This window comes from Saccharopolyspora sp. NPDC003752 (assembly GCF_053605825.1).
This window is the reverse complement of record NZ_JBSGJZ010000007.1, coordinates 53397-80373: the sequence shown is the minus strand read 5'-3', so window position 1 is coordinate 80373 and position 26977 is coordinate 53397. Positions and strand designations below refer to the sequence as shown.

Here is a 26977-nt window from a genome sequence, read left to right as displayed (position 1 = left end):
GGGCTGCGCTGGGCCAACGCCGTTCGCCGCGGCCGGGAGGGCCTCGGCGGCGACGGCCGGCCGGACCGGGATCCGGCGCGGTGCGCTGGGCGCCGCTCGATCAATTTGAGCAGCTCAGCGCTTTGCGCTGAGGAGCGCGGGCGGCCGCATCCGGCCGGAGAACGCCCCGCACGAGTGAGGGGGCGTTCTCCGCTCGGCGCCACGCAGGACCGCACGCCTGGCGAGCCGCGCGCGCCGCACGGGCATACCTTTGCCCGGAGTGATCGCGGTCCTCCCCCCAATGCAGCCGCGGTGCCGCGATCGCCCGCCGGTGGCCTGCTTCTTCGGCCTCCCCAAAATCCCTCCGGAGAAGCAGGCCACCGCACCACCTACCCCCGGGCCACCCGGCGATGGTTGCCCGGACAAGTTGAGTCCGCAACCGTTCGCCGCCCGGGGTCACCCCACCACCGGGGCTCAGGGCTCCAGGGTCAGGAAGTTCCAGCGGGCCCCCGGGGCGAGGCCGCTGAGCGACCTGCCGCAGTTCTGCAGGACGACGGCGCCGGAGGTGACGTGCTGGGTGCCGGTGCCCAGGTCCCGGTGGAACCGCTGGATCGGGCCGCGCCGCAGCGCCGCGGTGCCCGCCCACTTGTGGACCGCCTGCCCGACCGCGTGGGCGGACCAGGTCGCGTTGTTCAGCGCCAGCCGGGCCAGGGTTTCCTGTTCGGTGCTGGGCGTTTCGCCGCTCGCCAGGGTCTGCTCGACGTCGGCCCAGACCTGCCTCGCCCACGCCTGGGCGGAACGCAGCCTGCTCTCCGCGGTCGCGTACTCCGCGTGGAACTGCTGGGTGTCGACCGCGGCGTTCGGGGCACCGGTCTTCTCGGCGGCCAGGGCCTTGAGCTCGTCGAGCAGCCGGCGGCCGACGCCGATCGCCCAGCCGGTGTGCGAGATCCCGGACAGCGTGGCCAGGCCGATGCGGTAGACCGCGCCGCCGTGGTGGGCTCGCGTGGTGGCGGGGTCGAAGGTGTGCGTCTCGGGCACGAACACGTCTTCGCAGGTGTAGTCGATGCTCCCGGTGGCGCGCAGGCCCAGCACGTCCCAGTTGTCGATCAGCGTCGCCTGCTCCTTCGGGAAGGTGCAGATCAGCGCCTGCCCGGTTTCCGCGCACCAGGCCCCGGCGTGGATGTGGCTGGCGAGCGCGATGCCGGAGGCGAACTGCCAGCGGCCGCTGACGCGGAAGCCACCGTCGACCCGCTTCGCGGTGCCGAGCCTGGTGCCCTGCCCTGCTATCAACGCGAACCGGCCGCCCGCGACGTCGGGGAACAGCTCCGCAGCGGCGTCGGGGGCGACGTAGGCCGCGGTCGTGCCGGTCACCAGTTGCAGCGCCATGCACGTCCAGGCCACCGAGGCGTCCAGATAGGACAGCTGGCTGACCGTTTCCAGTTGCTGGGTGGGCGAGAACTCGTAGCCGCCGAGTTCTCGCGGGATGCCGGTCTTCAGCACGCCGGAGTCGTGCAGGGCCTGCACGACCTCGTCGGCGAGGCGGCCGGATTCGTCGCTGCGGTCGGCGTTGTCGGCCAGCAGCGGGCCGAGCGCGGCCAGCCGTTGGCGGAGCGGGGTGAACTCGTCGCTGATGTAGAGCTCGGAGGTTTCGGTGGTCATCCTCGTGACTCCTTGCCGAGTGGCCTGCCATGATCAAGTTCCGGTCCGCAGCCTATGCCGCCGGCCCGGTCCGCGGTGCGGGCTCTGGCCGCCGTCGTCAATTTGTGACCGCTGGCTGCGGTGAGGTGGTGAATTTCCAACCTTTCCCCGAATGGGTGAGGAAAAACTTGGCGCCGGGCGATATGGTTTGGACAGGTGCGCACGAAGATGTCGATCGGCAGACTTCCCCGATCCGATTCGGGGACCAAAAAAATGGGGGCGAGGGATCGGGAATTCGCCATGCGCGGGTTCCCGGTCGCTCGATGGCCACGGAGTGGTCTGAAATGGATCTGCTTACGAGGTGCAGCGACCTCCCGTACGAGCAGTTGTGCGAGGAGATCCGGATTGCCGGGCGAGCGCGCAAGGAGGCATTGGGCCGGGGCGCGATCGCCGACGTAGAGGCGGCGGAGTCGGTGCTGGACTGGTTCCTGGACGAACTGGCCGACCGGCTCAGACGGGGGGTGCGCCGCGACGAACTGCCGCGGCCAGAGCCGGTTCCGCGGTGACGGTCAGCCGTGGCCGGAGTTCGGGACCGCGTCGATGAGCAGTTCGCCGGGGTCCCGGCGCGGCGTCGCCGGAGCCGGCTCGCCGTAGCCGATCAGCAGCCATGCCTGCGGATGGGGCGCGTCGCCGAGCAGCCGGCTCAGGGCGTCGCGGATGTCCTGGCCTTCCGCGAGCGGCAGCGGCGTGGCGGCCAACCCGCGCGCGGTGGCGGTCAGCCACACCCGCTGCCAGGCCTGCCCGGCCTCGAGCTCGCTCTTCGCATCGCTGCCCGGCGTGCACAGCACGGCCAGCAGTGGCGCGGGTTCGGCGTCGGCCTGCAGCCGGCGCAGCAAGCCCGCCAGCTCGTCGTGCTCGGCGGGCCGGACGAGGTGCAGCCAGGCGCCTTCGGCGCGTGCCGCGACCCGCAGGGCGTGCTGGATCGAGGCCGCGACGGCGGTCGGCTGGAGCGGGCGCCGCTGCGTGCGGCGTTCCGGAATCGCCTCGTACAGCGCGATTTGCTCGGCGTCGGGGCGCTGGTGGCCGCCGCTGCGGATCTCCGCCAGCACGCTCGGGGACGACAGCCGCGGCAGCAGCGTCACGACCGGCCGGACGCCGGCGTGCGCCAGCGCGAGCCGGAGGTTCAGCAGCGCCGCGCCGCAGGCCAGCCGCAGGTCGTGGTCGTCGGGATCGCCGGCAGGCAGCAGGTGGGAGGGAACGGCGTGCAGTTCGATGACGTGTGGCAGCACGCGGAACCGCCACGGCTGGCTGTTGCGCGGCGAGGGGGCGAGGCCGGCCAGCTGGACGACCTGTGCGACCTGGTCCGGTACGAGATCGAAAACAGCGGGAAACCGTCGCATGTCGACTCCTCGACGGCAACGCTGCCAGGGCCGCCCGGCGGCGGGCAGGGTCGAACGACCCGCGCGGGATCACGGGGATGCCGCGCGGGATTCGCGGTTCAGTCCGTGTTGCGGGAGTTCAGGCGGGAGCCGGGAGCGGCGAGTTGGCTGCGGGCGGTCACCAGGGCGGTGCGGGCGTCGTCGCGAGATCCCTGGGCCAGGCGATCGGCGGCGGTGCGGACCGCGTTCGCGGCGTCGGCGGGGATCTCGATCTGCGGGTGCTGGTCGAGGAGACCGACCGCGCGGGCCAGCTCGCGGTGGGCTCGGTCGGCGGGATTGTGCTGCGCGGTGAGCAGGTCGATCAGTGCTGTGTCCACCGCGTCGCGCAGGGCTGCCTCGGTCGAGGAGTGCGGTACTGCAGTCACGGGGCGGAAGTCTAAGCGCTGCAACGGATGTTCAGCACCCTTCAACATCACCCACACGGGTGGTCCTTGGTCACAGGAGTCGCGCCATGAACAGGAGTGTTCCGGATCTTGCCGGGCCGGGGTGTGGTCAGCGGCGCGCGAAAGCGGCAGCATCACCGCGACCTGGAGTGCACCCCGCCGGCGGGACTTTTGCCCCTTGAACCCTCCGGAAGCGGTGGTACTCACGGAAATGTGGCCGCATCGAATCGCGCGGGAGAGTCTGCCATGGACGGTGTCGTGAACAATTCGCTGGATGCGTGGCCGACCGGAGCGAGCGGATCCCGACTGGCCCAGGTCGCCGACCGGCCGTGGGTGCGCGACGAGGTGCAAGGATTGCGGGACGCCCGGTCCCGCAGAACCGCGGTGAACCTGGCGCTGTTGCGCGCCCCGCTCAACGGCGTCGACCTGGACAGCGCCGACCACGCGATGCTGACCTGGCTCGCCGATCGCGACGCCGACATCGTGGCCGGAGTGCACAGCCTGCTCGATCGAGCCCGGGCGGCCCCACCGGCCCCCGAAGCCCGTCGCGAGTGACCGCTCGCGAGCTAGGACACCGCCGACGCTTCGCTCTCGGCGCGTTCCTCCAAGCGCTGCATGGCGGTCGCGCGAGCTGAGTGCACGTGGTGCAGGGCGGCTTGGCGGGCCGCTTCGGAATCGCCCGCGAGCAGCGCGTCGAGGATCCGCTGGTGGTCTTCGCGGGCCGCCTCGACCCTGCCGGGCACCATCAGCGTGGTCTGCATGCCCTGGTGCAGGATCTGCTGCAGGACGCCCAGGGTCTGCTGCAGGAACTTGTTGCCGGCCGCTTCCACGATGGCCAGGTGGAACGCCTCGTCGAGCTGCTGGAGGCGCTCGAAGTCGCGCGGCACCTGCTCGGTGGCCTCGACCATGCTCTGCAGAACGCTCGAAACCCGTTGCAGCGCCTCGGCATCCTGCCGCTCGGCGGCCCAGCCAGCGGCGGGGACTTCGAGCACCTCGCGCATCGCGAACAGCTCGCTGATCGAATGCCGTTGCGTGGCCAGGGCCTCGCGGAGTTCCCGGGCGGTCTCGGGCTCGGCGATGAAGACGCCGCGGCCGTGCACGACCCGCAGCACGCCCCTGGCCTTCAGCGCGCCGATCGCCTCGCGCACCGTCGGCCGGCTCACCCCGAGCAGCTCGGCGAACTCGCGCTCCGGCGGAAGCCGGTCGCCCGGGCTGTACCGGCCCGATTCGATCGCCTGCGTGATCTGCTGCTCGACCTGGTTGGCGACCGACCCCGGCGACAGCCGCTCCCACATGCCCCATCCACCTCCGCGAGACCATTCCTGGCCACGAGTCTACGTTCGGCGCGTCGTCCGCCCGGTGGACCTGCTCAGGATTCGGCGGTGACGCGGTCGAGCCAGTTCCACATCAGCGCGTTGAACAGCTCGGGCTGGTCGATCTGGAGGTTGTGCCCGGCCACGTCGACCGCGGCGAAAGTCGCGCGCGGGTAATGCGGGAGCAGCGCGAACTGATCGAGGTAGCCGACCGCGCCGTCCTGCCGTCCGGTGAGGACTAGCGTCGGGCGGCCGAACGGCGCGTCGCCCTCGGGGTCTTCGGTGAGCTCCCAGCGCAGCCGGATGCGGGCGATCGCCTCGGTGTCGAGGAGGTCGACGCCGGTCAGGATCTCCTCGCGGAACCGGCGCACCGCTTCCGGCGTGTGCACGACCAGGTTGTCCCGGACCAGCTCGGCGAGCTCGTCGTCCAGCGAGTCGAGCAGTGCCGGATCGGGACGGAGCACCTGGTGTTCGGGCACCGTGCGTTCGGCGTGCTCCAGCTTGGTGCCCACCGGGCAGATCAACGCCAGGCCCAGCACCTGCGCGGGGCGGGACCGGGTGAGCGCGCGGGCGAGGTAGCCGCCGTAGGACTCGCCGACCAGCAGGAACGGCGCGTCGCCGATGGTGTCGTCCACGAAGTCCTGCACCGCGGCGAGCAGATCGTCGGAGCTCGCGAAGGAAGCCGGTGCGGGCGTCTTGCCCATGCCGGGCAGGTCCGGGTACAACCGCCGGTATCCCGCGCGGTCGGCGAAGACCGGCTCCAGGCAGCCGAGCACCAGGCGGTGGTCGGGCCCCCAGCCGTGCAGGGCCAGCACCGGGGTTCCGGCGCCCCGCTCGACGTGGTTGAGGCGTGCGGATGAGCGTTCGGGCATGGTCGGGTCCTCGGAGATCTCGGGGGCTGCGCTCGGAGTGCGCATCCTGCCAGCAGGCACCGACGGTCCCGATCTCCACGTCGTAGCCGAGGCGTCACCCGGCGGAGTTGAGTAGCCCTACTCAGGAACGATGCGTGCTCGGCGTTATACGGTCGCCCGGGTTTAGGGAAGGACCGATCGCATGAGTGCGCACTTGGCCGGGGTTGCCGTGCACCTGCCGGAGCGGGAGGTCGGCACCGCGGCGGTGGAGCGGCGGATCGCGGCGGAGAGCGCGGCGTTCGTGCCACCGGCCGGGATCATCCGGCGGCTGACCGGCATCGAGTCGCGGCACGTGCTCGGCGACGAGGAGCAGGCCTCCGACCTGGCCGCGGCCGCGGCGCGCAAGCTGCTCGCCGAGACCGGCACCTCGGCCGACGACGTCGACCTGCTGCTGTTCGCCTCGGCCAGCCAGGACATGGTCGAGCCCGCCACCGCGCACATCGTGGCCGCCAAGCTGGGCCTGCGCTGCCCGGTGATGGACGTCAAGAACGCCTGCAACAGCGTGCTCAACGGCATCGAGGTCGCCGACGCGCTGATCGGCGCGGGCCGGTACCGGCGCGTGCTGCTGGTCAGCGGTGAGTCGCCGTCCCGGGCGATCCGGTGGAACGTGCCCGACATCGGGACGTTCCTGCGCGCCTTCCCCGGCTACACGCTCTCCGACGCGGGCGCCGCGATGCTGCTGACGGACGGGCCCGCCGGCGTGCTCGGCAGCGGGTTCAGCGCCGATTCGTCGCAGTGGGACGTCGGCACGCTGCCGTGCGGGGGATCGGCGCACCCGCGCGATCCCGAGTACAGCTACTTCGCGATGGACGGCGGTCGGCTGAAGTCGGCGTTCCTGCGGCTGGGCACCGGCGTGCTGGACGAGACGCTGGCGCGGCTCGGGCTCGGCTGGCAGGACTTCGCCGTCGTGTGCGTGCACCAGGTTTCCCTGCCGTACCTGGACGTCTTCGCCGAGCGGGCCGGGGTGCCCGCCGACAAGCTGGTGGTGACGATCCGCGAGCACGGCAACGTCGCCTCCGCCAGCCTGCCGCTGCAGCTGGCCGTCGCGCAGCAGCTCGGCCGCTGCGGGCCGGGTGATCTGGTGGCGCTGGTGGGCATGGCCGGCGGGGTCAGCCTGGGAATCGTGGTGATCCGGCTGTGAGCGGGCTGTGGGTGGTGGTGCCCGCCTACAACGAGGCGGCCGGCATCACCGCGACGCTGGAAGCGCTTGACGCGCAACGGGATTCGGATTTCAACCTGGTCGTGGTGGACAACGGGTCGACGGACGCGACGGCGGACGTCGCCGCGCACTTCGGCCGGACGCGCCCGTGGGTCCACCTGGTGCACGAGCCGGAGAAGGGCACCGGGGCGGCCGCGGACACCGGCATGCGCTTCGCGGTCGAGCGGGGCGCGGTCCGGCTGGCCCGCACCGATGCCGACTGCGTGCCCGCGCCGGACTGGACCCGGCGGATCAACGCGGCGTTCGCGTCGGGGCTGCGCATGGTGGCCGGGCAACTGTTGCCGCGCACCGACGAGGGCGTGCCCGCCTGGCAGCGGTCGCTGCTGGTCGGCGCCGTCGAGGTGGCCAGCGCGTTCGGCAAGATCCGGCCCGGCAACCGCGATCCGCGCTACCGGGGCCCGTACGTGATGGCGCCGGGCTGCAACATGGCCATCACCGGCGAGCTCTACTTGCAGGCCGGCGGATTCCCGCGCACCAAGATCGAAGACGTGCACGAGGACCGCGCCCTGGTCAACGCCGTGCGGCTGCTCACCGCCGACTACGGCGTGCGGCGCGACGTCGTGGTGCGCGGCTCGGTGCGGCGCGTGCGTGCCTGGGGGCTGCTGAAAACCCTCGCCTGGTACGCGGATCACCGCTACCGGCCGGAGCTGGTGGACATCAGGTGACCGCCGCGAGGTGGGAGCGGCGGGTGCAGCTCGGCGCGCACCCGCTGGCGTACCCGCTGGTGCGCGGCATCGGGCGGATCGGGCCGGTGGTGCGGGTGCCGCGCGTCGGCGTGGTGGTCAGCGAAGCCGCGGCGGCCCGCCAGGTGCTCACCGACACCGAGGGCTTCACCAAGACCGGGCCGGGCTCCCCGGCGGATCTGTGGACGCCGGTGGTGGGCCCGTCGGTGCTGCTGAACATGGAGGGCGACGACCACGCCCGGCTGCGCCGGAAGCTGTCCGGGCTGTTCACGCCGCGCTTCGTCGACCAGCTGTGCGCGCGCGTGGCGGCGGAGCCGATGGCTGCGCTGCGCGCCGAGCTGGCCGCGGGGCGCGCCGTGGACCTGGTGCCCGTGGTGCGCGACCTGGCCGGCGCGGTGATCTGCGAGCTCGTCGGCCTGCGGGCCGACCGGGCGGACTTCGCCCGGGCCTTCGCCGCGGCGACGGCGGTGACGTCGATGGTGCGGCTGGGGCGTTCACGGCTCACCCCGGCGCAGGTGGCGCGCGGGCGGAAGGCCTTGTCGGAGCTGACCGGACCCGCCGCCGAGGCGTTCGCGCACGGCGACGCGGAGTCGGTTCCGGGCCGGATGCGCGAGCTCGGCCTGTCCGAGCAGGAGGCGCTGGGTGCGGTGGCGGCCTTCGTGCTCACCGGCACCGAAACGCTCGTCTCCTACGTGCCGCGCCTGATCGCCCTGGCGCACGACACCGGCTGGTTGCCCCGGCTGGTCGCCGAGCCCGGGCGCGCCGACGACGTGGTGTCAGAGGCCCTGCGGTTCACCGTGCCGTCGCCGGTGATGCTGCGCAGCGTCGCCGCCGAGCGGACGATCGGCGGCGTGCGGGTGCGGCCGGGGGACCGGGTGGTGATCGCGACGATCTCCGCCGCCAAGGGCCTCGGCGGCTTCGACCCCGATCGACCGCACCCGCCGGAGGTGCAGCGGCTGTGGTTCGGGGCGGGCCCGCACTTCTGCCTCGGAATGCCGTTGGCCGGCGCGGAGATCCGGACGGTGCTGGACACCGTGCTCGCCGCCGGTGGCGCGGCCGTGGTGGACCGGAAGGTCGCCCGCCGAGTGCTGATCCCCGCCTACCGGAGCCTGGTGGTACGACGTGGCTGACCTGCTCGCACAAGTCCTCGACGCCGGCCGTCGGCACGGCGACGCACCGGCGCTCACCGGGCCGTCGGGCCGAACGCTGACGTACGCGGACCTGTCCCGGCGCGTCGCGGCGACCGCGGATCGACTGCACGACAAGGGTTTTCGTCCCGGCGACCGGATGCTGTTCTCGGTCCGCCCCGGGCCGGAGGCCGTCGTGCTGGCCCTGGGGACCGTGGCGGCGGGCGGCACCGTGGTGTTCATCGACCCGGGTTCCGGCCCGGAGCTGTTCGCCAGCAGGCTCGACCTGGCCCGGCCCGCGTGGGCGGCCGCGGAATCGCTGCTGTACGCGGCGAGCGCGCCCGGCCCCGGCCGGGCGCTGGCCCGACGTCGCGGCGTGCTGCTGCCGGACTACTCGTCGCTGCCGGTCCGGCACGTGCGGTCCGGGCTGTGGCTGCCCGGCGTCCCGCTGCGCGCCGTGTCGGCGAAGGCGCTGGCCAAACCGGCCGAACCGTGGGTGGACTGGTCTCCCGCTCCGGACCAGGACGCCGTCGTGGTGTTCACGGCCGGAACCACGAGCGACCCGAAAGCCGTTGTGCACACCCGGGGTTCCCTCGGCGCAGCCCTGGAAGTGCTGGCCACGCGCTGTGCGCTCGCACCCGGCGCGCGGGTGCACACCGACCAGTTCCTGCTCGGGTTGCCGAGCCTCGTGGTCGGTGCACATTGGACGATGCCGCGCTTCGGATTCTCGCCCACCGCGGACCTTTCTTCGGTGGCGAGCGGGCTTTCGGAAGCCACGCACACCTTCTTCGTCCCGGCGGATCTGGCCGCGCTGCTCGACGCTGCTGAGCGCGGGGAGGTGGCGCTGCCGGGCTCACTGCGCCAGGTGTGGCTCGGTGCCGCCCCGGTGCTGCCGCCGCTGCTGCGCCGGGCCCAGGCCGCGCTTCCCGGCGCCGAGTTCCTGGCGATCTACGGGATGACCGAGATCCTGCCCATCGCGGTGGCCACTGCAGAGGAGAAGCTCGCGCACGATGGCGACCTGCTCGGCAAGCCGCTGCCCGGGGTCCGCGCGCGCGTCGCCGACGACGGCGAGCTGCTCGTCTCCGGGCCGAACATGTGCCGCGGATACCTCGGGCAGCCGCCGTTGACCGAGCACGCGACGGGCGACCTGGCGCGCATCGAGAACGGCTCGATCGTGCTGGTCGGCCGGAAGAAGGACATGATCCTGCGCGGCAAGACCAACGTGTATCCCGGGCTCTACGAGCCGTCGATCGCCGCGCTGCCGGGCGTCGAGGGCGCGGCGATGATCGGGGTGCCGGACGAGATCGGCGACGAGCGGATCGTGCTCGTCGTGGCCGGAACGCGGCCGGGACTGGCGGAATCGGTGCGGGCGGAGCTGCCACGGCTCATCGACGCGGCGGCGCTGCCCGACGAGGTCGTGGTGGTGCCGGAGCTCCCGGTGTCCGGGCGGACCCGGAAGCTGGACCGGGACGCGCTGCGGAAGACGGTGGCGGGGTGAGGATCGCGGTGACCGGCGCGACCGGATTCGTCGGCGCCGCCGTGTGCCGCGCCGCAGTTGCCGCGGGCTGGGAGGTGCACGCCTTCGGCAGGAGGCCGGGCGTGCGCCACTGGGACATCGCGAGCGGCCCGCTCGCGGACCCGCCCGAGGTCGACGCGGTCGTGCACGCGGCCGCGGCGGTCGCCGACGAGACGGCGTCGGCGGAGATGTGGCGGACCAATGTGGACGGTACGCGGCACGTGGCGGACACCTTCCCCGGCGCGCGCCTGGTGCACATCTCGACCGCGAGCGTCTACGACCCGTTCACCGCGACGGTCGATGCGGACGAGGCGGCGGCGCCGGTCGCGCGGTACCTCAACGCCTACGGCGAATCCAAGGCGGCCGCCGAACGGCTGCTCACCTACCGGCCCAACACCGTCGTGCTGCGCCCGCACGCCGTGTACGGGCCCGGCGACACGACGCTGCTGCCGCGGCTGCTCGACGCGATCCGGGGAAGCAACCTGGTGATCGTCGGCGACGGCCGCACCCGGCATTCGCTGACGTCGATCGACAACCTCACCAACGCGGTCCTATTGGCCTGCAACGGAAAACCCGGCACCTACAACATCGCCGACGCCGAGCCCGTGGCCCTGGATGACGCGCTGCGGGAGATGTTCCGCGAGCGCGGGCTCCGGGTGCGCATCCGCCACCTGCCGGTGCGGCTGGCCTGGAACCTCGCCGCCATCGCCGAGAACACCTGGCGGCCGCCGAGGCTGGCCCAGCTGAGCCGCTACGCGGTGAGCCACCTCGGGTTCGAGCGCACCCTGGACATCACCGCGGCGCGCCGCGACCTCGGCTACCGGCCGGAGCCGACGTCGTTCACCGGGGCGGCGCGGTGGTGATGCCGAGCTCGGCGTAGGACGGGATCAGCACGCCGCGAGCGGGCCGCCGGGACACCACCCGGATCGGCCCGGCGTCCAGGATCGCCTGCAGCAGGTGGGAAATCTCCGCCCGGGCCAGCGCGGCACCGAGGCAGAGGTGCCGCCCGGCGCCGAACCAGAGCTGCCGGGTCTCGGGCACGTAGGGCCGGTTGACGTCGAAGCGCCCGGCCCGGTTGTTGGCGACGTAGGTCAACAGCATCACGCGCTCACCGGCCCGCATCGCGGCCCCGCCGACGGTCACGTCGTTGCTGACGCTGCGCCCGATCAGCGGCGCGGGCGTGGTCACCCGCAGGCCCTCCCGCACGGCGTCGGGCAGCAGTTCGGGCGACTCGCGCAGCTGGTGCTGCTGGCCGGTGTCGTGCAGCAGCGCGACGGTGCGGACCATCGCGGTGGCGGCGGTTTCGGTGCCGGCGACCATGAGCAGCGCGGCGATCCCCGAGGTCTCCTCCAGCGACAGGCCCAGCTCCCGGCAGCGGCCCAGCAGCGTCTCGGCGGGAGCCTCGGCGAACGCCCTGGGCACGTTGCGGGTGAGGTCGGCGATGATCGGCTTGGCCTGCGCGACGACCTCGGGCGGCAGCTCGGTCGACGCGGCGCTGCCCAGCGCCAGCTTCGCCAGCCGCTCCCCGGTGCCGAACACGGCGCGGTAGTGCTCGTCCTCCGGAGGCAGGTCGAGCCCGAGCAGATCGGCCATCATCCGCCCGACCAGCACCCGGGACAGGTCGGCGAGATCGACGACCGCACCGGCCCGCAACCGCTCCACGGCGGGCTGCAACGCCGGATCGAAGACCCGCCGCACCAGCGGACGGGCGGTGGCGTCGGTGAACAGGTCGCGGGCCCGCGAGCGAAGGTCGGCGTGCCCGGGACCGTCGAAGATGCGGTAGACGTAGTCGCCGAGCACCTGGGCCCAGAGATGCCCGACGCCGCCCTCGCCGAGCAGCGTGAAGTGCGCGCCGTCGTTGAGGATCCGGCGAGCGACGACGGGATCGCTGACCACCCAACCGAGCCGGGGCACCCGCCGGATCGGCCCGCCCCGGGAGGAGAGCCGGAGCAGCAGGTACAGCGCGGGCCGGCTGGCCCAGAGCAGCCGAGCCTCATGCCGCTGAGCGGGATCCCGATGGCCGAGCAAATCGATCACAAGGCCGACTATCGCAGAGTCGTGAGTGGTTTTGGCTGCCATAGCGGCCAAAACCACTCACGACCCTGGCGCCCCGCTGGACTGCCGTTCCGGACCGCCGGGGGCAACGCCCGTCGTCCATGTCAGTGGTCCGGGACTGCTGCTGTGGCTTCGACTTCTACCGCTAGTTCCGGGGTTGCCAGCGCCGCTACGACTACCAGCGAGTGCGTCGGCCAGTCTTCGTTCGGGTACCACCTGGTCAGCGCCTCTTGCAGGGCCTTGCGGTAGCCCGCGAGGTGGTCCGTGCTCGACAGCATCGCGAACAGCTTCACCAGGTGCTGTGGCGTGGCACCTGCCGCCGCCAGCAGCTTCTCGATGTTGGTCAACGCCGCGCGGGCTTGCGATTCCGCGTCGGGGCCCGCCAGTTCGCCGTCCGGCGACGTTCCGACCTGGCCCGAGATGATCAGGAACTCGTGTCCGGCCGGTACCCGGGCCAGGTGGTTGTACTTCCCGATCGGCGGGGCCACGCCTTCCGGGCTCCAGCGCTGGATCATCGTTGTTTCCTCCTCGGGGCCGTCGAGCCTCGGACGATGAGTTCCGGGGCCGGTTCCGTGATGATCTCGTGGCGGGCCGGGACTCCTTCGAGCTGGCGGAGGATCGCCGCCACGGAGCGGCGGCCCAGGTCGCGCAGCGGGAGGCGGACCACCGTCAGCGGCGGCGACAGGTGCCGGGAGAAGAACACGTCGTGCACGGCCACAATGGACAGATCTTCCGGGATTCGCAGGCCCGCTTCGCGCGCCGCCGTCATGGCGCCCACTGCCGCCAGCACGTTGCTCACCACGACGCCCGTCGGCGCCGTTCCGCTGGCCAGCAGGCGGGGCAGCGCCGCCGCGCCCTCCTCGGGCGTGTGGCCGCCTCGCAGCTGTGGGCCGTCCGGTAGTCCGGCCTCGTGCAGCGCTCGTCGCCAGCCGCGTGTGCGCGCTTCGGATCGGGCCTTCGGGTTGCCCAGCTTGAGATGCGCGATCGCGGTGTGCCCGAGCTCGACCAGGTGCCGCGTCGCGAGGTAGGTCGCATCGTCGTCGTCCAGCGCCACGCTGCCGATCTCGCCGCGCGTGCGGTCGTTGACCAGCAGGAGCGGGAGCCGGGTGGCCGCGATCTTGGCGATCGTCTCGTCCGCCGTGCTGCTGCCGCGCTGCAGGAGGAGGCCGTCGATGCGGTTGCCCCGCACGATGCGCTCGAAGGTCCGGTCGCTGCGGGCCAGTTCGTCGGCGTCCGCGAGCAGCAGGGCGTAGCCGGAGGCGCTGGCCTCCTCCTGCGCGCCCGCCATGATCTCGCTGTACACCGGGTTGCTGGTGTCGTGCACCGCCATCCCGAGGATGCCCGACTCGGCGCGGCGCAGCGCCCGCGCGACCTCGTTGGGCGTGTACCGCAGCTGCGCCGCCACCTCCAGGACGCGGTTGCGCGTCTCCTCCCTGATCCGCAGCGTTTCGTCGCCTCGGAGCAGGCGTGAGACCACCGCCTGGCTGACGCCGGCGATCCGGGCCACGTCGCTCATCTTGGCCCGGCCGGTGACCGGTGTCGGCGGATCGGCGGGTTGACAGCTCTCGGACACGGAGGTAAGCATACCGGCACAGTAAAACGATTTACCAATTCATCCGGACGCCTTGAGGAGATCGGGACGATGAGGTCCTCGAACGATCCAACCGCGCGGTCGAGATCCATCGGCACCGTCGCGGCGGTGGCCGCGATCGGCGGTCTGCTGTTCGGCTACGACACCGGGGTCATCTCCGGTGGGCTGCTGTTCATCCGCACCGAGTTCGGCCTGTCCGCCCTGATGGAAGGCGTGGTGGTCAGCTCGCTGCTGGTGGGCGCGACCATCGGCGCGCTGGTGTCCGGGCGGCTGGCCGACCGGTTCGGGCGGCGGACCGTCCTGCTGGCCACCGCGGGCATCTTCGCCGCAGGCGCCCTGATCGCCGGTCTCGCCCCGGACGCGACCGCCTTGGTGGCCGGTCGCTTCGTGCTCGGCCTGGCCATCGGCCCCGCCTCCGCTGTCGTCCCGCTCTACATCGCCGAGATGGTGCCCGCCGACCGGCGCGGCGCGCTGGTCAACAGCAACCAGCTGATGATCACCATCGGCATCGTGGTGTCCTACGCCGTCGGATTCCTGTTCGCGCCCATCGAGGGCTGGCGGTGGATGCTGGGCCTGGCCGTCGTGCCCGCCGTGCTGCTGGCCGCCGGGATGGCGGTGCTGCCGGAGACGCCGCGCAACCTCGTCAGCCGCAGGTTCCCCGCGCGGGCCGAGGAGGTGCTGCGGTCCATCCACGGCAAGGCCGACGTCGCCGCCGAGCTCGCCGAGATCGCCGCCGCCGACGAACGCGACCGGCAGAACCGCTCGGCGCGCGGCGTGCTGCGCGATCCGGCGCTGCGGCCGATGCTGGTGGTGGGCGTCGGGCTGGCGGTGTTCTCGCAGATCGCCGGCGTGAACACGATCATCTACTTCGCGCCGTCGGTGCTGGAGACCTCCGGCTTCGGCGCGTCCGGGTCGATCCTCGCGCAGGTCGGCGTCGGGCTGATCAACGTGCTGATGACCGTGGTCGCGATGCTGCTGATCGACCGGCTCGGGCGGCGGCCGATGGTGATCGCAGCGTTCGCCGGGATGGGCGTGAGCATGGCCGCGCTCGGCCTCGTCTACCTGATGCCGAGCCAGAGCGGCCTGGTCGGCTGGTTCGCGCTGGTCTGCATGGCCGCCTACATCGGCTGCTTCGCCTTCGGTGTCGGCGCGATCCTGTGGGTGCTGATCGCCGAGATCTACCCGCTGAAGGTGCGCGGCGCGGCGGTCGGCATGGCCACGATGGCGCACTGGCTGGCGAACTTCGTGGTGGCGCTGACCTTCCCGCTGCTCATCGAGGGCGCCGGGGCCACCGCCACGTTCTGGATCTTCGCGGTGGTCTGCGCGGCGGCGACGGTGTTCTGCGTGCGGCTGGTGCCGGAGACGAAGGGGCGTTCGCTGGAGGAGATCTCCGAGGCTCGCGAGGAGGCCGCTCGATGACGGTGTTGCACGGCATGGCGTGGGGCCACCAGCGCGGCGTTGGCTGCCTGCGGGAGGTGTCGGCCGCGTACGAGCGGCGGCATCCCGGGGTGCGGATCAGCTGGGATTCGCGGTCGCTGCGGGAGTTCGAGGACGTGCCGATCGCCGAGCTGGCCGCCCGGTACGACCTGATCGCGATGGACCACCCGTACGTCGGTCAGGCGCACGCCAATGCCGCCTTGGTACCGCTGGAAGAGCTGCTTCCGGAGTCGTTCCTGGCGCAGCAGCGGGACAACAGCACCGGCCCGAGCTTCGCGAGCTACACCTGGGCGGGCAGCCAGTGGGCGGTGGCGATGGACGCCGCGGCTCAGGTTTCGGCCTACCGCCCGGAAGTGCTCGACGCGGTGCCGACGTCCTGGGAGGACGTGACGGCCTGCCTGGAGGAGCTGCCCCGGCACAAGGCGGTGCTGCCCGCGAACCCGACGCACCTGCTCTGCAGCCTGCTGACGCTGTGCTCGCAGACCGGGGGAAGCGGCTGGCTGGACCGGGCCGGGCTCGATCCGGAGGTGGCGGTGCCCGCGGCCGAGCGGCTGCTGGGCCTGCTGGCGCTGGTCGACGCGCGGTCGCTGGACCTCGACCCGATCGAGGCGCTGACCGCGATGTCCACCGGCGACGTGGTCTACTCGCCGATGGTCTTCGGCTACGTGAACTACGCGCGCGACCACGCGGTCCGCTTCGCCGGCATCCCGTCGCCGGACGGTGCGCCGGCCGGATCGCTGCTCGGCGGCGTCGGCCTGGCGATCTCGGCGAAGTGCGCGGAACCCGTTGCGGCGGCGCGGTTCCTGTCGCACGTCGTCAGCCCGGAGTGCCAGCGCGGCGAGTACGCGGCGGCCGGTGGCCAGCCGGGCAACCGGGCGGCGTGGACCGATCCGGCGGTGGACGCGGCTTCGGGTGGGTTCTACTCCGCGACGCTGCGGACGCTGGACCGCGCCTTCGTGCGGCCCCGGCACATCGCCTACCCCGTGGTGCACCGCCGGGCGGCCGAGGAGATCCACCCGATGGTCCGGCGCGGGACGACGGCCGGGGAGATCGTGCGCCGGTTCAACGAGGTCTGCACGGCCACGTACGCGGAGCTGGAGCCGTGACGACGCTCGCCGAGCTGGTCGCCGCCGCGCACCGGACCTTCGCCGCGCGCCCTGCCGTCGGCGCGCTGACCTTCGGCGACCTGGGCGCGCAGGCCCGAGCCGCGGCGACGGAGTTGTGGCGGCTCGGGCTGCGGCCGGGCGATCGGGTGCTGATCGCGCTGGACAACCGGCCGGAGGTGCTGGCGCTGGAACACGCGCTGTGGCTGGGCGGATTCGTGCGCGTCGCGGTGAGCACCCGGTTGCACCCGGCCGAGATCGCCGCGATCGCCGACGACTGCGCGGCCGCCGCGATCGTGACCGAGCTCGACGTGCCGGGACGCCGGGTGATCGCGCCGGGCGCGGGGCTGTTCGCCGGCCCGGCCGACGACTTCGAGCCGCGCCGCGACCCGGACGAGCTCGTCGCGCTGATGTACACCTCGGGCAGCACGGGACGGCCCAAGGGCGCGCGGGTGACCAGCGGCGCGTGGGTCGCGATGGTGGAGGCGATGTGGCAGGAGCTGCCGACGATCGGGCCGGACGACGTCGTGCTGCACGTCGCGCCGATGAGCCACTTCAGCGGCTCCGTCGGCTCCGCCTACACCCTGGCGGGCGCGGCGGCGGTGCCGCTGACCAGGTTCGACGCCGTCGAGGCGGTCGCGGCGATCGGGCGGCACCGGGTGACCGCCGTGACGCTCGTGCCGACCATGCTCGAACGGCTCGCCGAGGTCGTCGACCGGCCGATGAGCCTGCGCGCCGTCGTCTACGGCGCGGCCCCGATCTCGGTCCCGGCGATGCGCCGCGCGCAGCAGGCGTTCGGGACGGTGCTGTACCAGTTCTACGGGCTGAGCGAAGCGCTCGCGCCGCTGACAGTGCTTTCCGCGGCCGACCACGCCACCGGTGATCCGCAGGTGCTCTCGTCCATCGGGCGACCGGTCGACTCGGTGGAACTGTCCATCGTGGATGGTGAGATCGCCGTTCGCGGGCCGCAGATCATGCCCGGCTACTGGGGCGGCGAGCCGCTGCGGGACGGCTGGTTCCGCACCGGCGACCTCGGCTACCTCGATGCCGCCGGACGCGTCCACCTGGCCGGGCGGCGCAGCGAGCTGATCGTGACCGGCGGCTTCAACGTCCACCCGGCGGAGGTCGAGCAGGCCATCGCCGCGCTGGACGGCGTCGCCGAGGTCGCCGTGCTCGGCGTGCCGGACGCCCGCTGGGGCGAGGCCGTTTCCGCCGCCGTCGTCCGCAGGCCGGGCAGTGAAGTGTCCGAAGAGGACGTTCGGCGGGCTTGCGCGCGGCGGCTCGCCGGGTACAAGAAGCCCCGGCGCGTCGTGTTCCTGCCCGAGCTGCCGCAGACCAGCACCGGCAAGCCCGACCGCAAGCGGCTCCGCGCCGCCTTCAGCTGACCCCGAAACCGAAAGGCAGGTGCGAAAGTCATGCCGGAGCAGGCATTGCAGGGGATCCGCGTCCTCGACTTCACCCAGATGATGCTCGGCCCCTACGGCACCCAGCTGCTGGCCGACCTCGGCGCCGACGTCATCAAGGTCGAACGGCTCGACGGCGAATGGGAGCGCGGCCTGCACCTGCAGGGCGAGCTCGTCGGCGGCGACTCGGCGGCGTTCCTGGCGATGAACCGCAACAAGCGGTCGGTGGCGGTGGACCTGCGCTCCGACGCGGTGCGCGACGCGCTGCTGGGGATCGGCAGGACCTGCGACGTGGTGGTGGAGAACTTCCGGCCCGGCGTGCTGGCCCGCCGGGGCCTCGGCTTCGAGGACTTCCGCCGGGTGAAGCCGGACATCATCTACTGCTCCGGCTCCGGCTGGGGCCAGGACACCCGCTACGCCAGGGAGAACCGGCCCGGCCAGGACCTGCTGATCCAGTCGATGTCCGGGCTCGCCGCCAACGGCGGCCGGGCGGGCGACCCGCCGACCCCGGCCGGCACCGCGATCGTGGACGCGGCCACCGCGCTGAACCTGGCCAACGGCATCCTCGCCGCCCTGGTGGCCCGGCTGCGCCACGGCGTCGGCCAGCGCGTCGAGGTGGACCTGTATTCGACGGCGATCTCCTTGCAGTGCCAGGAGATCTCGTCGATGGTCAACCAGGGCGCGGAGTTCTCCCGGTCGACCGAGGGTGTCGGCCAGGCGTGGCTGGACGCGCCGTTCGGGATCTACCGAACCGCGGACGGCTGGTTGGCCGTGGCGATGGCGCCGCTGGACGTGGTCGGCCCGCTGTTCGGCGCGCCGCAGGTCGCGGAGCTGGACGCCTGGACGGACCGCGACGAGGTGAAGCGGATCCTGGAAGCCCGCACCGCGCAGCGGCCCACGCAGGACTGGCTGGACGCGCTGCTGCCCGCGGGAGTGTGGTGCGCGCGGGTGCGCAGCACGAAGGAAGCGGTGGACGAGCTGCGGGCGGACGGCTCGGACCTGATCGTGCGCACCCGGCACGCGAAGGCCGGGGACATCGAGCTGATCGGCTGCCCGATCCGGCTGTCGGAGACGCCGTGGCAGCTGCGCTACGCGCCGCCGGCGGTGGGGGAGCACACCAGCGACGTCCTCGGCGAGGTGCTCAGCGCCGAGCAGATCGAGCGGCTGCGTGCGGACGGAGCCGTGGCATGAACGTGCACGAGAACCTGGTGGAAACGCGGCAGGACGGCGTCGCCGTGCTGCGCATCGACCGGGAGAGCGCGCTCGGCGCGCTGTCGCGCGGCATGGTCGAGGCGCTGGGCGAGTACCTCGTGCGCCTGCGCTCGGACGACGAGGTGCGGGTGCTGGTGCTCACCGGCACCGGGCGCGGGTTCATCGCCGGGGCGGACATCAACGAGTACTCCGGCGTCGCCCGCACCGCCTTCGACGACTACCAGAAGCTCTCGCGCGGCGTGTTCGACCAGCTCGCCGCGCTGCCGCAGCCGACGATCGCGGCGGTCAACGGCTACGCGCTCGGCGGCGGCTTCGAGGTGGCGCTGTGCTGCGACTTCATCGTCGCGTCCACCGCGGCCCGGTTCGGGTTGCCGGAGGTGTCGCTCGGCCTGCTGCCCGGTGGTGGCGGCACGGTGCGGCTGGCCCGGGAGGTCGGGGCGCGCGTCACGAAGGAACTGGTGCTCACCGGTCGCCGGATGAAGCCCGACGAGGCGCAACGCCTCGGGTTGCTCACGGCGTTGGTGGAGCCGGACGAGCTGGTCCCGCGCGCGGTGGAGCTGGCGACGACGATCGCCGGGCAGGCGCCGCTGGCGGTGCGGGAGGGCAAGCGGCTGGTCGACGACGGGCTGGAGACCGGGTTGGCCGCCGCGCTGACCCGCGAGCAGCAGGTGTTGTCCTGGCTCTACACCACCGATGATGCACGGGAAGGCGTAGCGGCGTTCCTGGAGAAGCGATCGGCGGTGTTCCGTGGCCACTGACCTCGAACTGCGAAACGACCACCTGGCGGTGCGGTTGACTCCCGACCGGGGCGCGGACATCACCGCGCTGACCGATGCCCGCACCGGCGCGCAGCTGCTCTACCGCACGCCGTGGGCGGATTCGGCCCGACCCGGGCCGTGGGCACCGGAATCCCGCCAGTCGTGGCAGGCGCTGTACCAGGGCGGTTGGCAGCTGCTGTGCCCCAATGCGGGCGACGCGTCGAACGTGGCGGGCGGTACCTGGGGATTCCACGGCGAGGCGTGCCTGCTGCGCTGGGCGGTCGAGGAGTCTGCTTCGGACTCCGCAACGCTTTCCGCCCGGTTGAGCCAGGCTCCGCTGCGGATCAGGCGGCACGTGGTGCTGGCCGCATCGGTGCTTCGGGTGGTGGACGAGTTCCGCAACGAAAGCCCCGACCCGGTCTCGGTGGCGATCGTGCACCACCCGGCCTTCGGCGCGCCCCTGGTGACGCCGGGGACGCGGATCGCGTCGGGCGCGCGGAAGCTCACGGTCGATCACACGTCCGGCATGGAGCCCGGCGCGACGCTCTCGTGGCCCGTCCCGGCGCTCTCGACGCTGCCACCCGGCGGCCCCGGGCAGGCCGCGCTCGCCTACTTCGGGGATTTCGCCGAGCACTGGGTGTCGATCACCAGCGCCGACGGCGACCTCGGCGTGGCCATGGCCTGGAACGGCGACGTGCTGCCGAACGCCTGGCTGTGGTTCGAAGGCCGCGCGACACCCGGATTGCCCTGGTACCGCACGGAATACGTGTTCGCGGCCGAGCCCGCCTCGACGATCCCGGCGGGCGGCGTCGAGCACGCGAAGGCGAGCGGCGGGAACCTCGTCGAGATCGGCCCGCGCGAGTCGGTGTCCACCGAGGTGTGCCTGGCGGTGCACCACGACCCCCGCCCGGTCACCGGCATGGACCTGACCGGCCGGATCACGTTCGAAGGAGACGACCGATGACGTTCGACGGCAAGGCCGCGCTGGTTTCGGGCGCGGGCAGCGGAATCGGCGCGGCGACGGCGCGCCTGCTGGCCGAGCGCGGCGCGGCGGTCGGCGTGACCGACCTCGACGGCGGCGCGGCGGCCCGGGTGGCGGAGGAGATCACCGCCGCCGGCGGCACCGCGACGGCGGTGGCGTGCGACATCCGCGACGGGGGCTCGGTGGAGTCGGCGGTGCGCGCGGTGGCCGACGGGCTCGGCGGGATCGACGTGCTGGTGCAGTGCGCGGGGATCGTGAAGTACGGCCAGGTGGTGGACTCCCCGGAAGCCGACTGGGACGCGGTCGTGGAGACCAACGTCCGTGGCCTGTTCCTGCTGGCCAAGCACGTGATCCCGGTGATGCGCACGCGCGGCGGCGGAGCGATCGTGTCGGTCTCCTCGGCGCAGGCGTTCGCGAGCCAGCCGCTGGTGGCCAGCTACTCGGCGAGCAAGGCGGGACTGGTGGCGCTGACGAAGACGATGGCGATCGACCACGGCCCGGACGGCATCCGGGTCAACTGCGTGGCGCCGGGCTCGGTGCGCACGGCGATGCTGGAGGACAGCGCCCGCCAGTTCGCCGGCGGCGACACGGAGCGGGCGTTCGCGGAGTGGGGCGCTCAGCACCTGATCGGCCGGGTGATCGAGCCGGCGGAGGTGGCCGCGGCGATCGCCTTCCTGGCGTCGCCGGAGGCCAGTGCGATCACCGGCACGACCCTCCTCGTCGACGGCGGCCTCACGGCCCGCCTCGCCGTCTGACGCGGCGCCGTCCTACTGCGGACGTGCGGGGTGTCCGGTTCCGCAAGTTCCATTGAAATCGAACCTTCGATTTCAATGGAACTTGCGGTCCTCCGGTGTGTCGGGCCACGACATGCCGGAGGTTGTGGACAACTTCCGCAATTTCAATGGAAATCGGACCTTCGATTTCCATTGAAATTGCACACCCCTGCAGGTCACAGGTGGGTGAGGAGTGATGCCACTAGGGTCGCTCGCTCGGGTAGGGATGCCGCGACGATCTGCTCGTCCGGGGCGTGGGCACCGCGGCCGACCGGGCCGAGGCCGTCGAGGCTGGGAACGCCGAGGGACCCCGTCAGGTTGGTGTCCGCCGCTCCCGAGGCCGGGCGGCCCGCGGTCTCCTGCCCGACCGCTCGTGCCGCGCGGGCCAGGGTTTCGGCGAGTTCGCCGGGCCCCGGATCCGTCCACACCGGACGGCTGGTGAGGATGTCCGCGGTGACGGTGGTGCCGGGGCGGATCGGACTCAGGCCGCGCAGGGCCGCCAGCACGGCGCGCTCGGTCGAGGTGTCGGTGAAGCGCATGCCGATCTCGCACCACGCCTCTCCCGGGACCACGTTGGTCCGGCCGCCGCCGGCGATGGTGCCGACGTTGCACAGCATGTCCGGGTGCGCCGCCGCGATCCGGCGCACGGCCAGCAGCTGGTCGATCAGCTCCTCGATCGCCGACGCGCCGTCCTCCGGCGCCAGCGCCGCGTGCGATTCCCGGCCGGTCACGCTGATGCGCGCGCGGGTGCTGCCCCAGCGGGCGGTCTTCACCGCGCCATCCGGGTGCGGCGGTTCGAAGCCGAGCGCCGCCACCGCGTTCGCGCAGTGCTCGGTGATCAGTTCGCGCGCCGATGGCGACCCGACCTCCTCGTCGGCCACCACGATCATCGTGATCGGCCGGTGGTCGGCCCGGGCGAGCATCTCCACGGCGGTTTCGAAGACGACGAGCCCGCCCTTCATGTCGTAGACGCCCGGCCCGTGGATCCGGCCGTCGCGCTCCAGCCACGGCACCGTGCCGTCGAGCGTGCCGGCCGGCCACACCGTGTCGTGGTGGCCCAGGCACAGGATCGGCCGTTCGTCCCGCCTGCCTCCGGTACCGGGGAAGTGCGCGAGCAGGTTCGCGCCGGTGGCGTGCGCGCGTCGTTCGGTGCGGGCGCCGAGCTCCGCGTAGCGCTGCTCCAGCAGGTCGAGCAGGGCGTCGAGCGCGGGCGCCTGCCCGCTCGGCGTCTCCAACCGGACGTAGCGGTGCAGCCGGTCGCGCATCCGCGCGGCGTCGGCGGGCCGGGCATCGATCAACGCATCAGTCACGGATACGGAACGTATAACCCGAACTCCGGCGGGACAACCCTGTTGACAAAACGGATTTAGCGGCTCATGTTGTCCGGGTTACGTTTCATATGTTCGGTTGCAGCGGGTGTTCATCCCGATGCGCCGGGCGAGGAGGAGTCGTGGGGCGCGGACCGGAATCGGCTGTCCTGGCCGGCGACTTCGTCGTGCAGAACCTGGACACCGCCGAGCTGCAGCGGCAGGCCGCCGCGCTGTACCGGCGCGTCTTCGGTTACCAGAATCCCGACGTCGGGCTGAGCCCGCCGCTGCTGACCGGGCTGCTGCGCAACGGTGGCTCCGCCGTCGGTGCCGTCGCCGCCGACGGCACCTTGCTCGGCTTCGCCTACGGGATGCGCGGCGGCGACGGAGAAGGCATGTACCACTACTCGCAGGCCGCGGTCGTCGCCCCGGAGAGCCAGGGCCTCGGGCTGGGCCGCAGGCTGAAGCTGGCGCAGGCGGCCGTCGCGCGCGACACCGGCATGCGCTTCATGCGCTGGTCCTACGACCCGCTGATCTCCCGCAACGCGCACTTCAACCTGGACGTCCTCGGCGCCTCCGGCCGCTGGTACGTCGACGACTTCTACCTGCACGAGCGCTCGGACCGGGTGGTCGTCGAGTGGGATCTCGAACGGCCACCCGCCCCGGCCGCGACGACCGGCCCGAACCCGTCCGCCACCCGCGCCGACTGGGGCCGCCGGCAGCAGCGGGGCGCGCACGGCTGGCTCGCGCTGCCGACCGATCCGACGCTGCTGGACCCGGCCGAGGACGCCGAGGTGCGTGCCGCGGTGCGCGCGGGTTTCCACGAGTTCCTGGCGCGGGGGCTCGTGGCCCGGTCCTGCCGCCAGGTCTCGGCGGAGACCTCGGTTTACTGGTTCGCCCCACCGACCGACGATCGGAGCCGAACGTGACCGCCCGCAACGCCAACCGCGACCTCGCCAGCCCCCGCCAGCGCTTCGACGCGCGGGTGCAGCGCCGCTCGGCGGCCGTCCTGCAACAGCGCGTCGTCGAGCAGGAGATCCGGTCGCTGGACGCGGCGATGGCGTCGATCGGCCACGACGGATCGGTGGAGCGGGCCGCCGCGCTGGTGGTCGGCGCCCGCCGCCGGTTCATCCTGGGCGCGGGCAAGTCCTTCGGTTACGCGTGCCTGCTGGCCGCCGACCTGGGCGCGTCGCTGTCGAACGTGACCACCATCGACGGCCGGATCGTGCAGGCCATCGACGTGCTGACCGAGGTGCGCTCCAGCGACGTGCTGGTCGTCTTCTCGCTGCGCCGCTACCGCCGCGAAAGCGTCGAGGTGGCCCGCCAGTTCGCCGCCGCCGGCGGCGCGCTGGTGGTGGTCACCGACGCCGAGGACGCGCCGCTGTCCGCCGTCGCCGACGCGGTGATCGTCGTGCCCACCGAGAGCGCGTCCTACTCGGACTCGCCGACCGCCGTCGCCGCCGTCGCGCACGTGCTGGCCACGCTGACCACCGCGAGCGCCAAGGGCGCCCAGCGCCGCCTCGGCGAGCGGGACCGCTTCTCCCGCTCCCTGGGCATCTACCTGGACGAGGCCGACAACCCCGGATCGGAGAACCCGTGAAGATCGACAGCGCGACGCTGCACCGCGTTCGGCTTCCGCTGAAGCACAGCTTCCAGACCAGCTCGCACCGCAAGGACCACCTGGAGCACGTCCTGGTGCGGCTCACCGACGAGACCGGCGCGGTGGGCTGGGGCGAGATCGCCTCGCCGTCCGACCCGTTCTACGCGCCCGACACCGTCGAGACCAGCTGGCTGATCGCCACCGAATACCTGCTGCCCGCCATCCTCGGCCGCGAGGTCGAGCACCCGGGCCGGCTCGGCGAGCTCTACGGCAAGGTGCGCGGGCACCGCTTCGCCGCCGCCGGCGTCGACGCCGCCGGCTGGGCGCTGTGGAGCCGGTTGCGGGGCATGCCGCTGGCGAAAGCGCTTGGCGGCGAGCGGGAAACCGTGGTGGCCGGGGTGTCGCTGGGCATCGAGCGCACCATCGACGAGCTGCTCGAACAGGTGCAGCGGCAGGTCGACGCCGGGTATCCGCGGGTGAAGCTGAAGATCGCGCCGGGCTGGGACGTCGAGCCGGTGAAGCAGGTGCGCGCCGCGTTCCCGGCGCTGAACCTGCACGTCGACGCCAACGGCGCCTACCTCGACATCCCGGAACACCGGGCGCTGCTGCGCGAGCTGGACAACTTCGAGCTCGCCATGATCGAGCAGCCGTTCGCGCCGCGCGCGCTGCTGCCGTCCGCGCAGCTGCAGGAGAGCATCGAAACCCCTGTCTGCCTTGACGAATCCGTCGACACCCTGGACGATCTGCGCACCGCGATCGCACTGCGGGCCGGGCGCATCCTCAACATCAAGGCGTCCCGGATGGGCGGGCTGACCACCGCGGTCGCCGCGCACGACCTGGCCCGCGACGCGGGCTGGCCGGTGTGGTGCGGCGGGATGCACGAGTTCGGCATCGGCCGCATCGCGAACGTCGCGCTGTCCAGCCTGCCCGGTTTCACGCTGCCATCGGACGTTTCGGCGTCCGACAAGTACTACGCCCGCGACGTGGTGTTCCCGCCGCTGGTCGCGCAGCACGGGGCCGTCGCCGTGCCCACCACCCCGGGGCTCGGCGTCGAGGTCGACGAGGACTTCATCGCCCAGCACAGCCACCAGACCCACAGAAAGCAGTCCTCATGAGCAATGTGGACAGTGCCGACGCCTCGCCGGGCGCGGACGCCCCCGCCGGACGGTCCCGCGCCCGGTCCCTGACCATCACCTGCAGCGCCATCGCCGGACTCGTGCTGTCCGCGGCCGTCGGGCCGTTCGCGCAGGCGCCGACGCTGTGGGGGCTGGTGCCGATCGTGCTCTACGCGGTGCTCGCGCTCATCGGCATGGACATCATCGTGGCGACCGTCGTGGCGGTGATCTCCGCGCTGCTGATCATGCTGCCGACGCCCGCCGCGGTCGGCGAGCTGCTCGGCGAATCGCTCGGCGAGCAGGTCACCGTGATCGGCCTGGTGATCATGCTCGGCGCCGGGGTCGGCGAGATCCTGCGCACCACCGGCATCGCGGCGACCATCGTGCGCGGTGTGATGCGCGTGGTCGGCGACCGCAGCCGCACCGCCGCGACGCTCGGCGTGATGATCTCCTGCCTCATCCTCGTCGCCAGCCTCGGCACCCTCGCCGGTGCGCTGGCCATCGCCGCTCCGCTGCTGCTGCCGATCGTCGCCCGGCTCGGCTTCACCCGCTCCGCGACCGCCTCGATGATGTTCATCGGCGGCTGCGCAGGCCTCGCGCTCGCGCCGTTCGCCGGTTCCAACGTCGCCATCATGAGCGCGGCCGAGGTCGGCTACCTGCAGTACCTGCTGTACGGGGCGGGGCCGCTGGCGGTGCTGTCGCTGGTCGCCGGGTTGCTGATCGTGCCGTGGATGCAGCGGCGCACCGAGGGCACCGGCGACGAGTACGACGCGGCCGATCTCGGCGCCACCGACGAGAAGCCGGTGCGCGGCAGCGGCCGTGCGACCGCGGCGTTCGGCATCGTCCTGGTCGCCAGCGTCGCGTACGCGATCGTCTCGGGCGCGGGCACCACGTTCCCGCTGCTCGCGCTGCCGGTGCTGGGCATCGTGGCCGGGCTGGCCGGCGGGCTGGGGCCGGTGGAGATCGCCACCCAGATGTACCGGGGCGCGGCGCGGCTGGTGAACGTGTTCCTGCTGTTCTGGCTGCTGGCGGTGCTGTTCGCCGCGATCGACGAGCTGCAGCCGTTCCAGGTCGTCCTCGACACCTACGGCGCCGACCTGCGGGGCCTGCCGCCGTTCGTGTTCGCGCTGGTGATCGCCGCGCTCGGCTGGGTCGGCGTGCCCGGCGCCACCGCGGCGCAGGTGGTGTTGCTGGACAAGGTCTTCGGCGAGCTCGCGGCGAGCGTCGGGGTCACCACCGGCGCCTGGGTCGTGGTGCTGCTGTTCGCGTCCAAGGCGGACACCTACGGGCCGTTCCCCAACGCCAACATGGTCAGCGCGATGAGCCTGGCGCGTTCCACCAACCTGAAGAACACGCTGCTGACCGGCTTCGCGCTGCTCGTGCCGTGCTGCCTGATGTACGCCGCGATCCTGTTCTTCGAAACCAGCTGACCG

27 protein-coding genes are annotated in these 26977 nt (G+C 72.6%); 18 read left to right on the top strand and 9 right to left on the bottom strand.

The window, feature by feature from the left end:
* Positions 1 to 453: 453 nt before the first annotated feature.
* Positions 454 to 1638, bottom strand: coding sequence for an acyl-CoA dehydrogenase family protein (locus ACWEV3_RS11580; RefSeq protein ID WP_452613785.1), 1185 nt, complete (start codon positions 1636 to 1638; stop codon positions 454 to 456).
* 323 nt (positions 1639 to 1961) lie between these two features.
* Here ACWEV3_RS11580 and ACWEV3_RS11575 point away from each other — a divergent pair, with 323 nt between their 5' ends.
* A complete protein-coding gene (locus ACWEV3_RS11575; protein ID WP_452613784.1) occupies positions 1962 to 2183 on the top strand; it encodes a hypothetical protein in 222 nt (73 codons plus the stop codon).
* Between the two features lie 3 nt (positions 2184 to 2186).
* Here the strand turns inward: ACWEV3_RS11575 and ACWEV3_RS11570 are convergent, their stop codons facing one another.
* Both ACWEV3_RS11570 and ACWEV3_RS11565 read right to left on the bottom strand, forming a co-directional pair.
* A complete protein-coding gene (locus ACWEV3_RS11570) occupies positions 2187 to 3017 on the bottom strand; it encodes an Acg family FMN-binding oxidoreductase (protein ID WP_452613783.1) in 831 nt (276 codons plus the stop codon).
* 98 nt (positions 3018 to 3115) lie between these two features.
* Positions 3116 to 3421 carry a hypothetical protein gene (locus ACWEV3_RS11565; protein ID WP_452613782.1) on the bottom strand — a complete coding sequence of 102 codons (306 nt, stop codon included), beginning with the start codon at positions 3419 to 3421 and terminating at the stop codon, positions 3116 to 3118.
* A gap of 264 nt (positions 3422 to 3685) precedes the next feature.
* On the opposite strand from ACWEV3_RS11565, the gene ACWEV3_RS11560 reads away from it, so the two are divergent.
* Positions 3686 to 3994, top strand: coding sequence for a hypothetical protein (locus ACWEV3_RS11560; protein WP_452613781.1), 309 nt, complete (start codon positions 3686 to 3688; stop codon positions 3992 to 3994).
* An 11-nt stretch (positions 3995 to 4005) separates the two neighbouring features.
* On the opposite strand, the gene ACWEV3_RS11555 is transcribed toward ACWEV3_RS11560, so the two are convergent.
* Positions 4006 to 4734, bottom strand: a complete 729-nt coding sequence (locus ACWEV3_RS11555) for a FadR/GntR family transcriptional regulator (RefSeq protein WP_452613780.1) — start codon at positions 4732 to 4734, stop codon at positions 4006 to 4008.
* A gap of 74 nt (positions 4735 to 4808) precedes the next feature.
* On the bottom strand, positions 4809 to 5624 hold the full coding sequence (locus tag ACWEV3_RS11550) for an alpha/beta fold hydrolase (protein ID WP_452613779.1): 816 nt from the start codon (positions 5622 to 5624) through the stop codon (positions 4809 to 4811).
* 181 nt (positions 5625 to 5805) lie between these two features.
* On the opposite strand from ACWEV3_RS11550, the gene ACWEV3_RS11545 reads away from it, so the two are divergent.
* Genes ACWEV3_RS11545 through ACWEV3_RS11525 form a run of 5 tightly spaced genes read left to right on the top strand, consistent with a single transcriptional unit; the run spans position 5806 to position 11071 of the window.
* Positions 5806 to 6804, top strand: a complete 999-nt coding sequence (locus ACWEV3_RS11545) for a 3-oxoacyl-ACP synthase III family protein (RefSeq protein ID WP_132480819.1) — start codon at positions 5806 to 5808, stop codon at positions 6802 to 6804.
* Positions 6801 to 7547 (top strand): glycosyltransferase, encoded by a 747-nt coding sequence (locus ACWEV3_RS11540; protein ID WP_452613778.1) that lies wholly within the window; start codon positions 6801 to 6803, stop codon positions 7545 to 7547. Before ACWEV3_RS11545 ends, ACWEV3_RS11540 begins: the two co-directional genes overlap by 4 nt.
* Positions 7544 to 8695, top strand: a complete 1152-nt coding sequence (locus ACWEV3_RS11535; RefSeq protein ID WP_452613777.1) for a cytochrome P450 — start codon at positions 7544 to 7546, stop codon at positions 8693 to 8695. The genes ACWEV3_RS11540 and ACWEV3_RS11535 overlap by 4 nt, the downstream gene beginning before the upstream one ends.
* Positions 8688 to 10190, top strand: coding sequence for a class I adenylate-forming enzyme family protein (locus ACWEV3_RS11530; protein WP_452613776.1), 1503 nt, complete (start codon positions 8688 to 8690; stop codon positions 10188 to 10190). The genes ACWEV3_RS11535 and ACWEV3_RS11530 overlap by 8 nt, the downstream gene beginning before the upstream one ends.
* Complete coding sequence (locus ACWEV3_RS11525; RefSeq protein ID WP_452613775.1) at positions 10187 to 11071, top strand: NAD-dependent epimerase/dehydratase family protein; 885 nt, start codon at positions 10187 to 10189, stop codon at positions 11069 to 11071. Before ACWEV3_RS11530 ends, ACWEV3_RS11525 begins: the two co-directional genes overlap by 4 nt.
* Here ACWEV3_RS11525 and ACWEV3_RS11520 read toward each other — a convergent pair.
* The 3 genes from ACWEV3_RS11520 to ACWEV3_RS11510 form a co-directional block, all read right to left on the bottom strand.
* Entirely contained in the window at positions 11049 to 12245 is a 1197-nt protein-coding gene (locus tag ACWEV3_RS11520) for a cytochrome P450 (protein WP_452613774.1), read from the bottom strand. The two genes, ACWEV3_RS11525 and ACWEV3_RS11520, sit on opposite strands and share 23 nt — an antisense overlap.
* Positions 12246 to 12367: 122 nt before the next feature.
* A complete protein-coding gene (locus ACWEV3_RS11515; protein ID WP_452613773.1) occupies positions 12368 to 12778 on the bottom strand; it encodes a RidA family protein in 411 nt (136 codons plus the stop codon).
* Positions 12775 to 13836, bottom strand: a complete 1062-nt coding sequence (locus tag ACWEV3_RS11510) for a LacI family DNA-binding transcriptional regulator (RefSeq protein ID WP_452613772.1) — start codon at positions 13834 to 13836, stop codon at positions 12775 to 12777. The genes ACWEV3_RS11515 and ACWEV3_RS11510 overlap by 4 nt, the downstream gene beginning before the upstream one ends.
* Before the next feature lie 69 nt (positions 13837 to 13905).
* Between ACWEV3_RS11510 and ACWEV3_RS11505 the strand changes: the two genes are divergently transcribed.
* Genes ACWEV3_RS11505 through ACWEV3_RS11475 form a run of 7 tightly spaced genes read left to right on the top strand, consistent with a single transcriptional unit; the run spans position 13906 to position 21504 of the window.
* Complete coding sequence (locus ACWEV3_RS11505) at positions 13906 to 15273, top strand: sugar porter family MFS transporter (protein WP_452613771.1); 1368 nt, start codon at positions 13906 to 13908, stop codon at positions 15271 to 15273.
* Positions 15270 to 16397, top strand: coding sequence for an ABC transporter substrate-binding protein (locus ACWEV3_RS11500; protein ID WP_452613770.1), 1128 nt, complete (start codon positions 15270 to 15272; stop codon positions 16395 to 16397). The genes ACWEV3_RS11505 and ACWEV3_RS11500 overlap by 4 nt, the downstream gene beginning before the upstream one ends.
* Positions 16394 to 17779 carry a class I adenylate-forming enzyme family protein gene (locus ACWEV3_RS11495; protein ID WP_452613769.1) on the top strand — a complete coding sequence of 462 codons (1386 nt, stop codon included), beginning with the start codon at positions 16394 to 16396 and terminating at the stop codon, positions 17777 to 17779. The genes ACWEV3_RS11500 and ACWEV3_RS11495 overlap by 4 nt, the downstream gene beginning before the upstream one ends.
* 30 nt (positions 17780 to 17809) lie before the next feature.
* On the top strand, positions 17810 to 18988 hold the full coding sequence (locus tag ACWEV3_RS11490; protein WP_452613768.1) for a CaiB/BaiF CoA transferase family protein: 1179 nt from the start codon (positions 17810 to 17812) through the stop codon (positions 18986 to 18988).
* A complete protein-coding gene (locus ACWEV3_RS11485) occupies positions 18985 to 19767 on the top strand; it encodes an enoyl-CoA hydratase/isomerase family protein (RefSeq protein WP_452613767.1) in 783 nt (260 codons plus the stop codon). The genes ACWEV3_RS11490 and ACWEV3_RS11485 overlap by 4 nt, the downstream gene beginning before the upstream one ends.
* Entirely contained in the window at positions 19757 to 20731 is a 975-nt protein-coding gene (locus tag ACWEV3_RS11480) for a DUF4432 family protein (protein WP_452613766.1), read from the top strand. The genes ACWEV3_RS11485 and ACWEV3_RS11480 overlap by 11 nt, the downstream gene beginning before the upstream one ends.
* Entirely contained in the window at positions 20728 to 21504 is a 777-nt protein-coding gene (locus tag ACWEV3_RS11475) for an SDR family NAD(P)-dependent oxidoreductase (protein ID WP_452613765.1), read from the top strand. Before ACWEV3_RS11480 ends, ACWEV3_RS11475 begins: the two co-directional genes overlap by 4 nt.
* A 194-nt stretch (positions 21505 to 21698) precedes the next feature.
* On the opposite strand, the gene ACWEV3_RS11470 is transcribed toward ACWEV3_RS11475, so the two are convergent.
* Positions 21699 to 22832, bottom strand: a complete 1134-nt coding sequence (locus ACWEV3_RS11470; RefSeq protein WP_452613764.1) for a M20/M25/M40 family metallo-hydrolase — start codon at positions 22830 to 22832, stop codon at positions 21699 to 21701.
* 140 nt (positions 22833 to 22972) lie between these two features.
* Between ACWEV3_RS11470 and ACWEV3_RS11465 the strand changes: the two genes are divergently transcribed.
* From ACWEV3_RS11465 to ACWEV3_RS11450, 4 genes are read left to right on the top strand one after another with little or no spacing between them, the layout of a single operon-like run.
* Complete coding sequence (locus tag ACWEV3_RS11465) at positions 22973 to 23758, top strand: hypothetical protein (RefSeq protein WP_452613763.1); 786 nt, start codon at positions 22973 to 22975, stop codon at positions 23756 to 23758.
* On the top strand, positions 23755 to 24429 hold the full coding sequence (locus ACWEV3_RS11460; RefSeq protein WP_452613762.1) for a MurR/RpiR family transcriptional regulator: 675 nt from the start codon (positions 23755 to 23757) through the stop codon (positions 24427 to 24429). The genes ACWEV3_RS11465 and ACWEV3_RS11460 overlap by 4 nt, the downstream gene beginning before the upstream one ends.
* Positions 24426 to 25544 (top strand): o-succinylbenzoate synthase, encoded by a 1119-nt coding sequence (gene menC / locus ACWEV3_RS11455; protein WP_452613761.1) that lies wholly within the window; start codon positions 24426 to 24428, stop codon positions 25542 to 25544. Before ACWEV3_RS11460 ends, menC begins: the two co-directional genes overlap by 4 nt.
* Positions 25541 to 26974 carry a Na+/H+ antiporter NhaC family protein gene (locus ACWEV3_RS11450; protein ID WP_452613760.1) on the top strand — a complete coding sequence of 478 codons (1434 nt, stop codon included), beginning with the start codon at positions 25541 to 25543 and terminating at the stop codon, positions 26972 to 26974. Before menC ends, ACWEV3_RS11450 begins: the two co-directional genes overlap by 4 nt.
* Positions 26975 to 26977: the final 3 nt, after the last annotated feature.

Excerpts from the sequence above, each read along its gene's own strand:
- ACWEV3_RS11490 (WP_452613768.1), top strand. The coding sequence starts at position 17,810 with ATGCCGGAGCAGGCATTGCAGGGGATCCGCGTCCTCGACTTCACCCAG.
- ACWEV3_RS11500 (WP_452613770.1), top strand. The coding sequence starts at position 15,270 with ATGACGGTGTTGCACGGCATGGCGTGGGGCCACCAGCGCGGCGTTGGC.
- ACWEV3_RS11580 (WP_452613785.1), bottom strand. The coding sequence starts at position 1,638 with ATGACCACCGAAACCTCCGAGCTCTACATCAGCGACGAGTTCACCCCG.
- ACWEV3_RS11555 (WP_452613780.1), bottom strand. The coding sequence starts at position 4,734 with ATGTGGGAGCGGCTGTCGCCGGGGTCGGTCGCCAACCAGGTCGAGCAG.
- ACWEV3_RS11550 (WP_452613779.1), bottom strand. The coding sequence starts at position 5,624 with ATGCCCGAACGCTCATCCGCACGCCTCAACCACGTCGAGCGGGGCGCC.
- ACWEV3_RS11485 (WP_452613767.1), top strand. The coding sequence starts at position 18,985 with ATGAACGTGCACGAGAACCTGGTGGAAACGCGGCAGGACGGCGTCGCC.
- ACWEV3_RS11560 (WP_452613781.1), top strand. The coding sequence starts at position 3,686 with ATGGACGGTGTCGTGAACAATTCGCTGGATGCGTGGCCGACCGGAGCG.
- ACWEV3_RS11570 (WP_452613783.1), bottom strand. The coding sequence starts at position 3,017 with ATGCGACGGTTTCCCGCTGTTTTCGATCTCGTACCGGACCAGGTCGCA.
- ACWEV3_RS11475 (WP_452613765.1), top strand. The coding sequence starts at position 20,728 with ATGACGTTCGACGGCAAGGCCGCGCTGGTTTCGGGCGCGGGCAGCGGA.
- ACWEV3_RS11505 (WP_452613771.1), top strand. The coding sequence starts at position 13,906 with ATGAGGTCCTCGAACGATCCAACCGCGCGGTCGAGATCCATCGGCACC.
- ACWEV3_RS11450 (WP_452613760.1), top strand. The coding sequence starts at position 25,541 with ATGAGCAATGTGGACAGTGCCGACGCCTCGCCGGGCGCGGACGCCCCC.
- ACWEV3_RS11545 (WP_132480819.1), top strand. The coding sequence starts at position 5,806 with ATGAGTGCGCACTTGGCCGGGGTTGCCGTGCACCTGCCGGAGCGGGAG.
- ACWEV3_RS11515 (WP_452613773.1), bottom strand. The coding sequence starts at position 12,778 with ATGATCCAGCGCTGGAGCCCGGAAGGCGTGGCCCCGCCGATCGGGAAG.
- ACWEV3_RS11575 (WP_452613784.1), top strand. The coding sequence starts at position 1,962 with ATGGATCTGCTTACGAGGTGCAGCGACCTCCCGTACGAGCAGTTGTGC.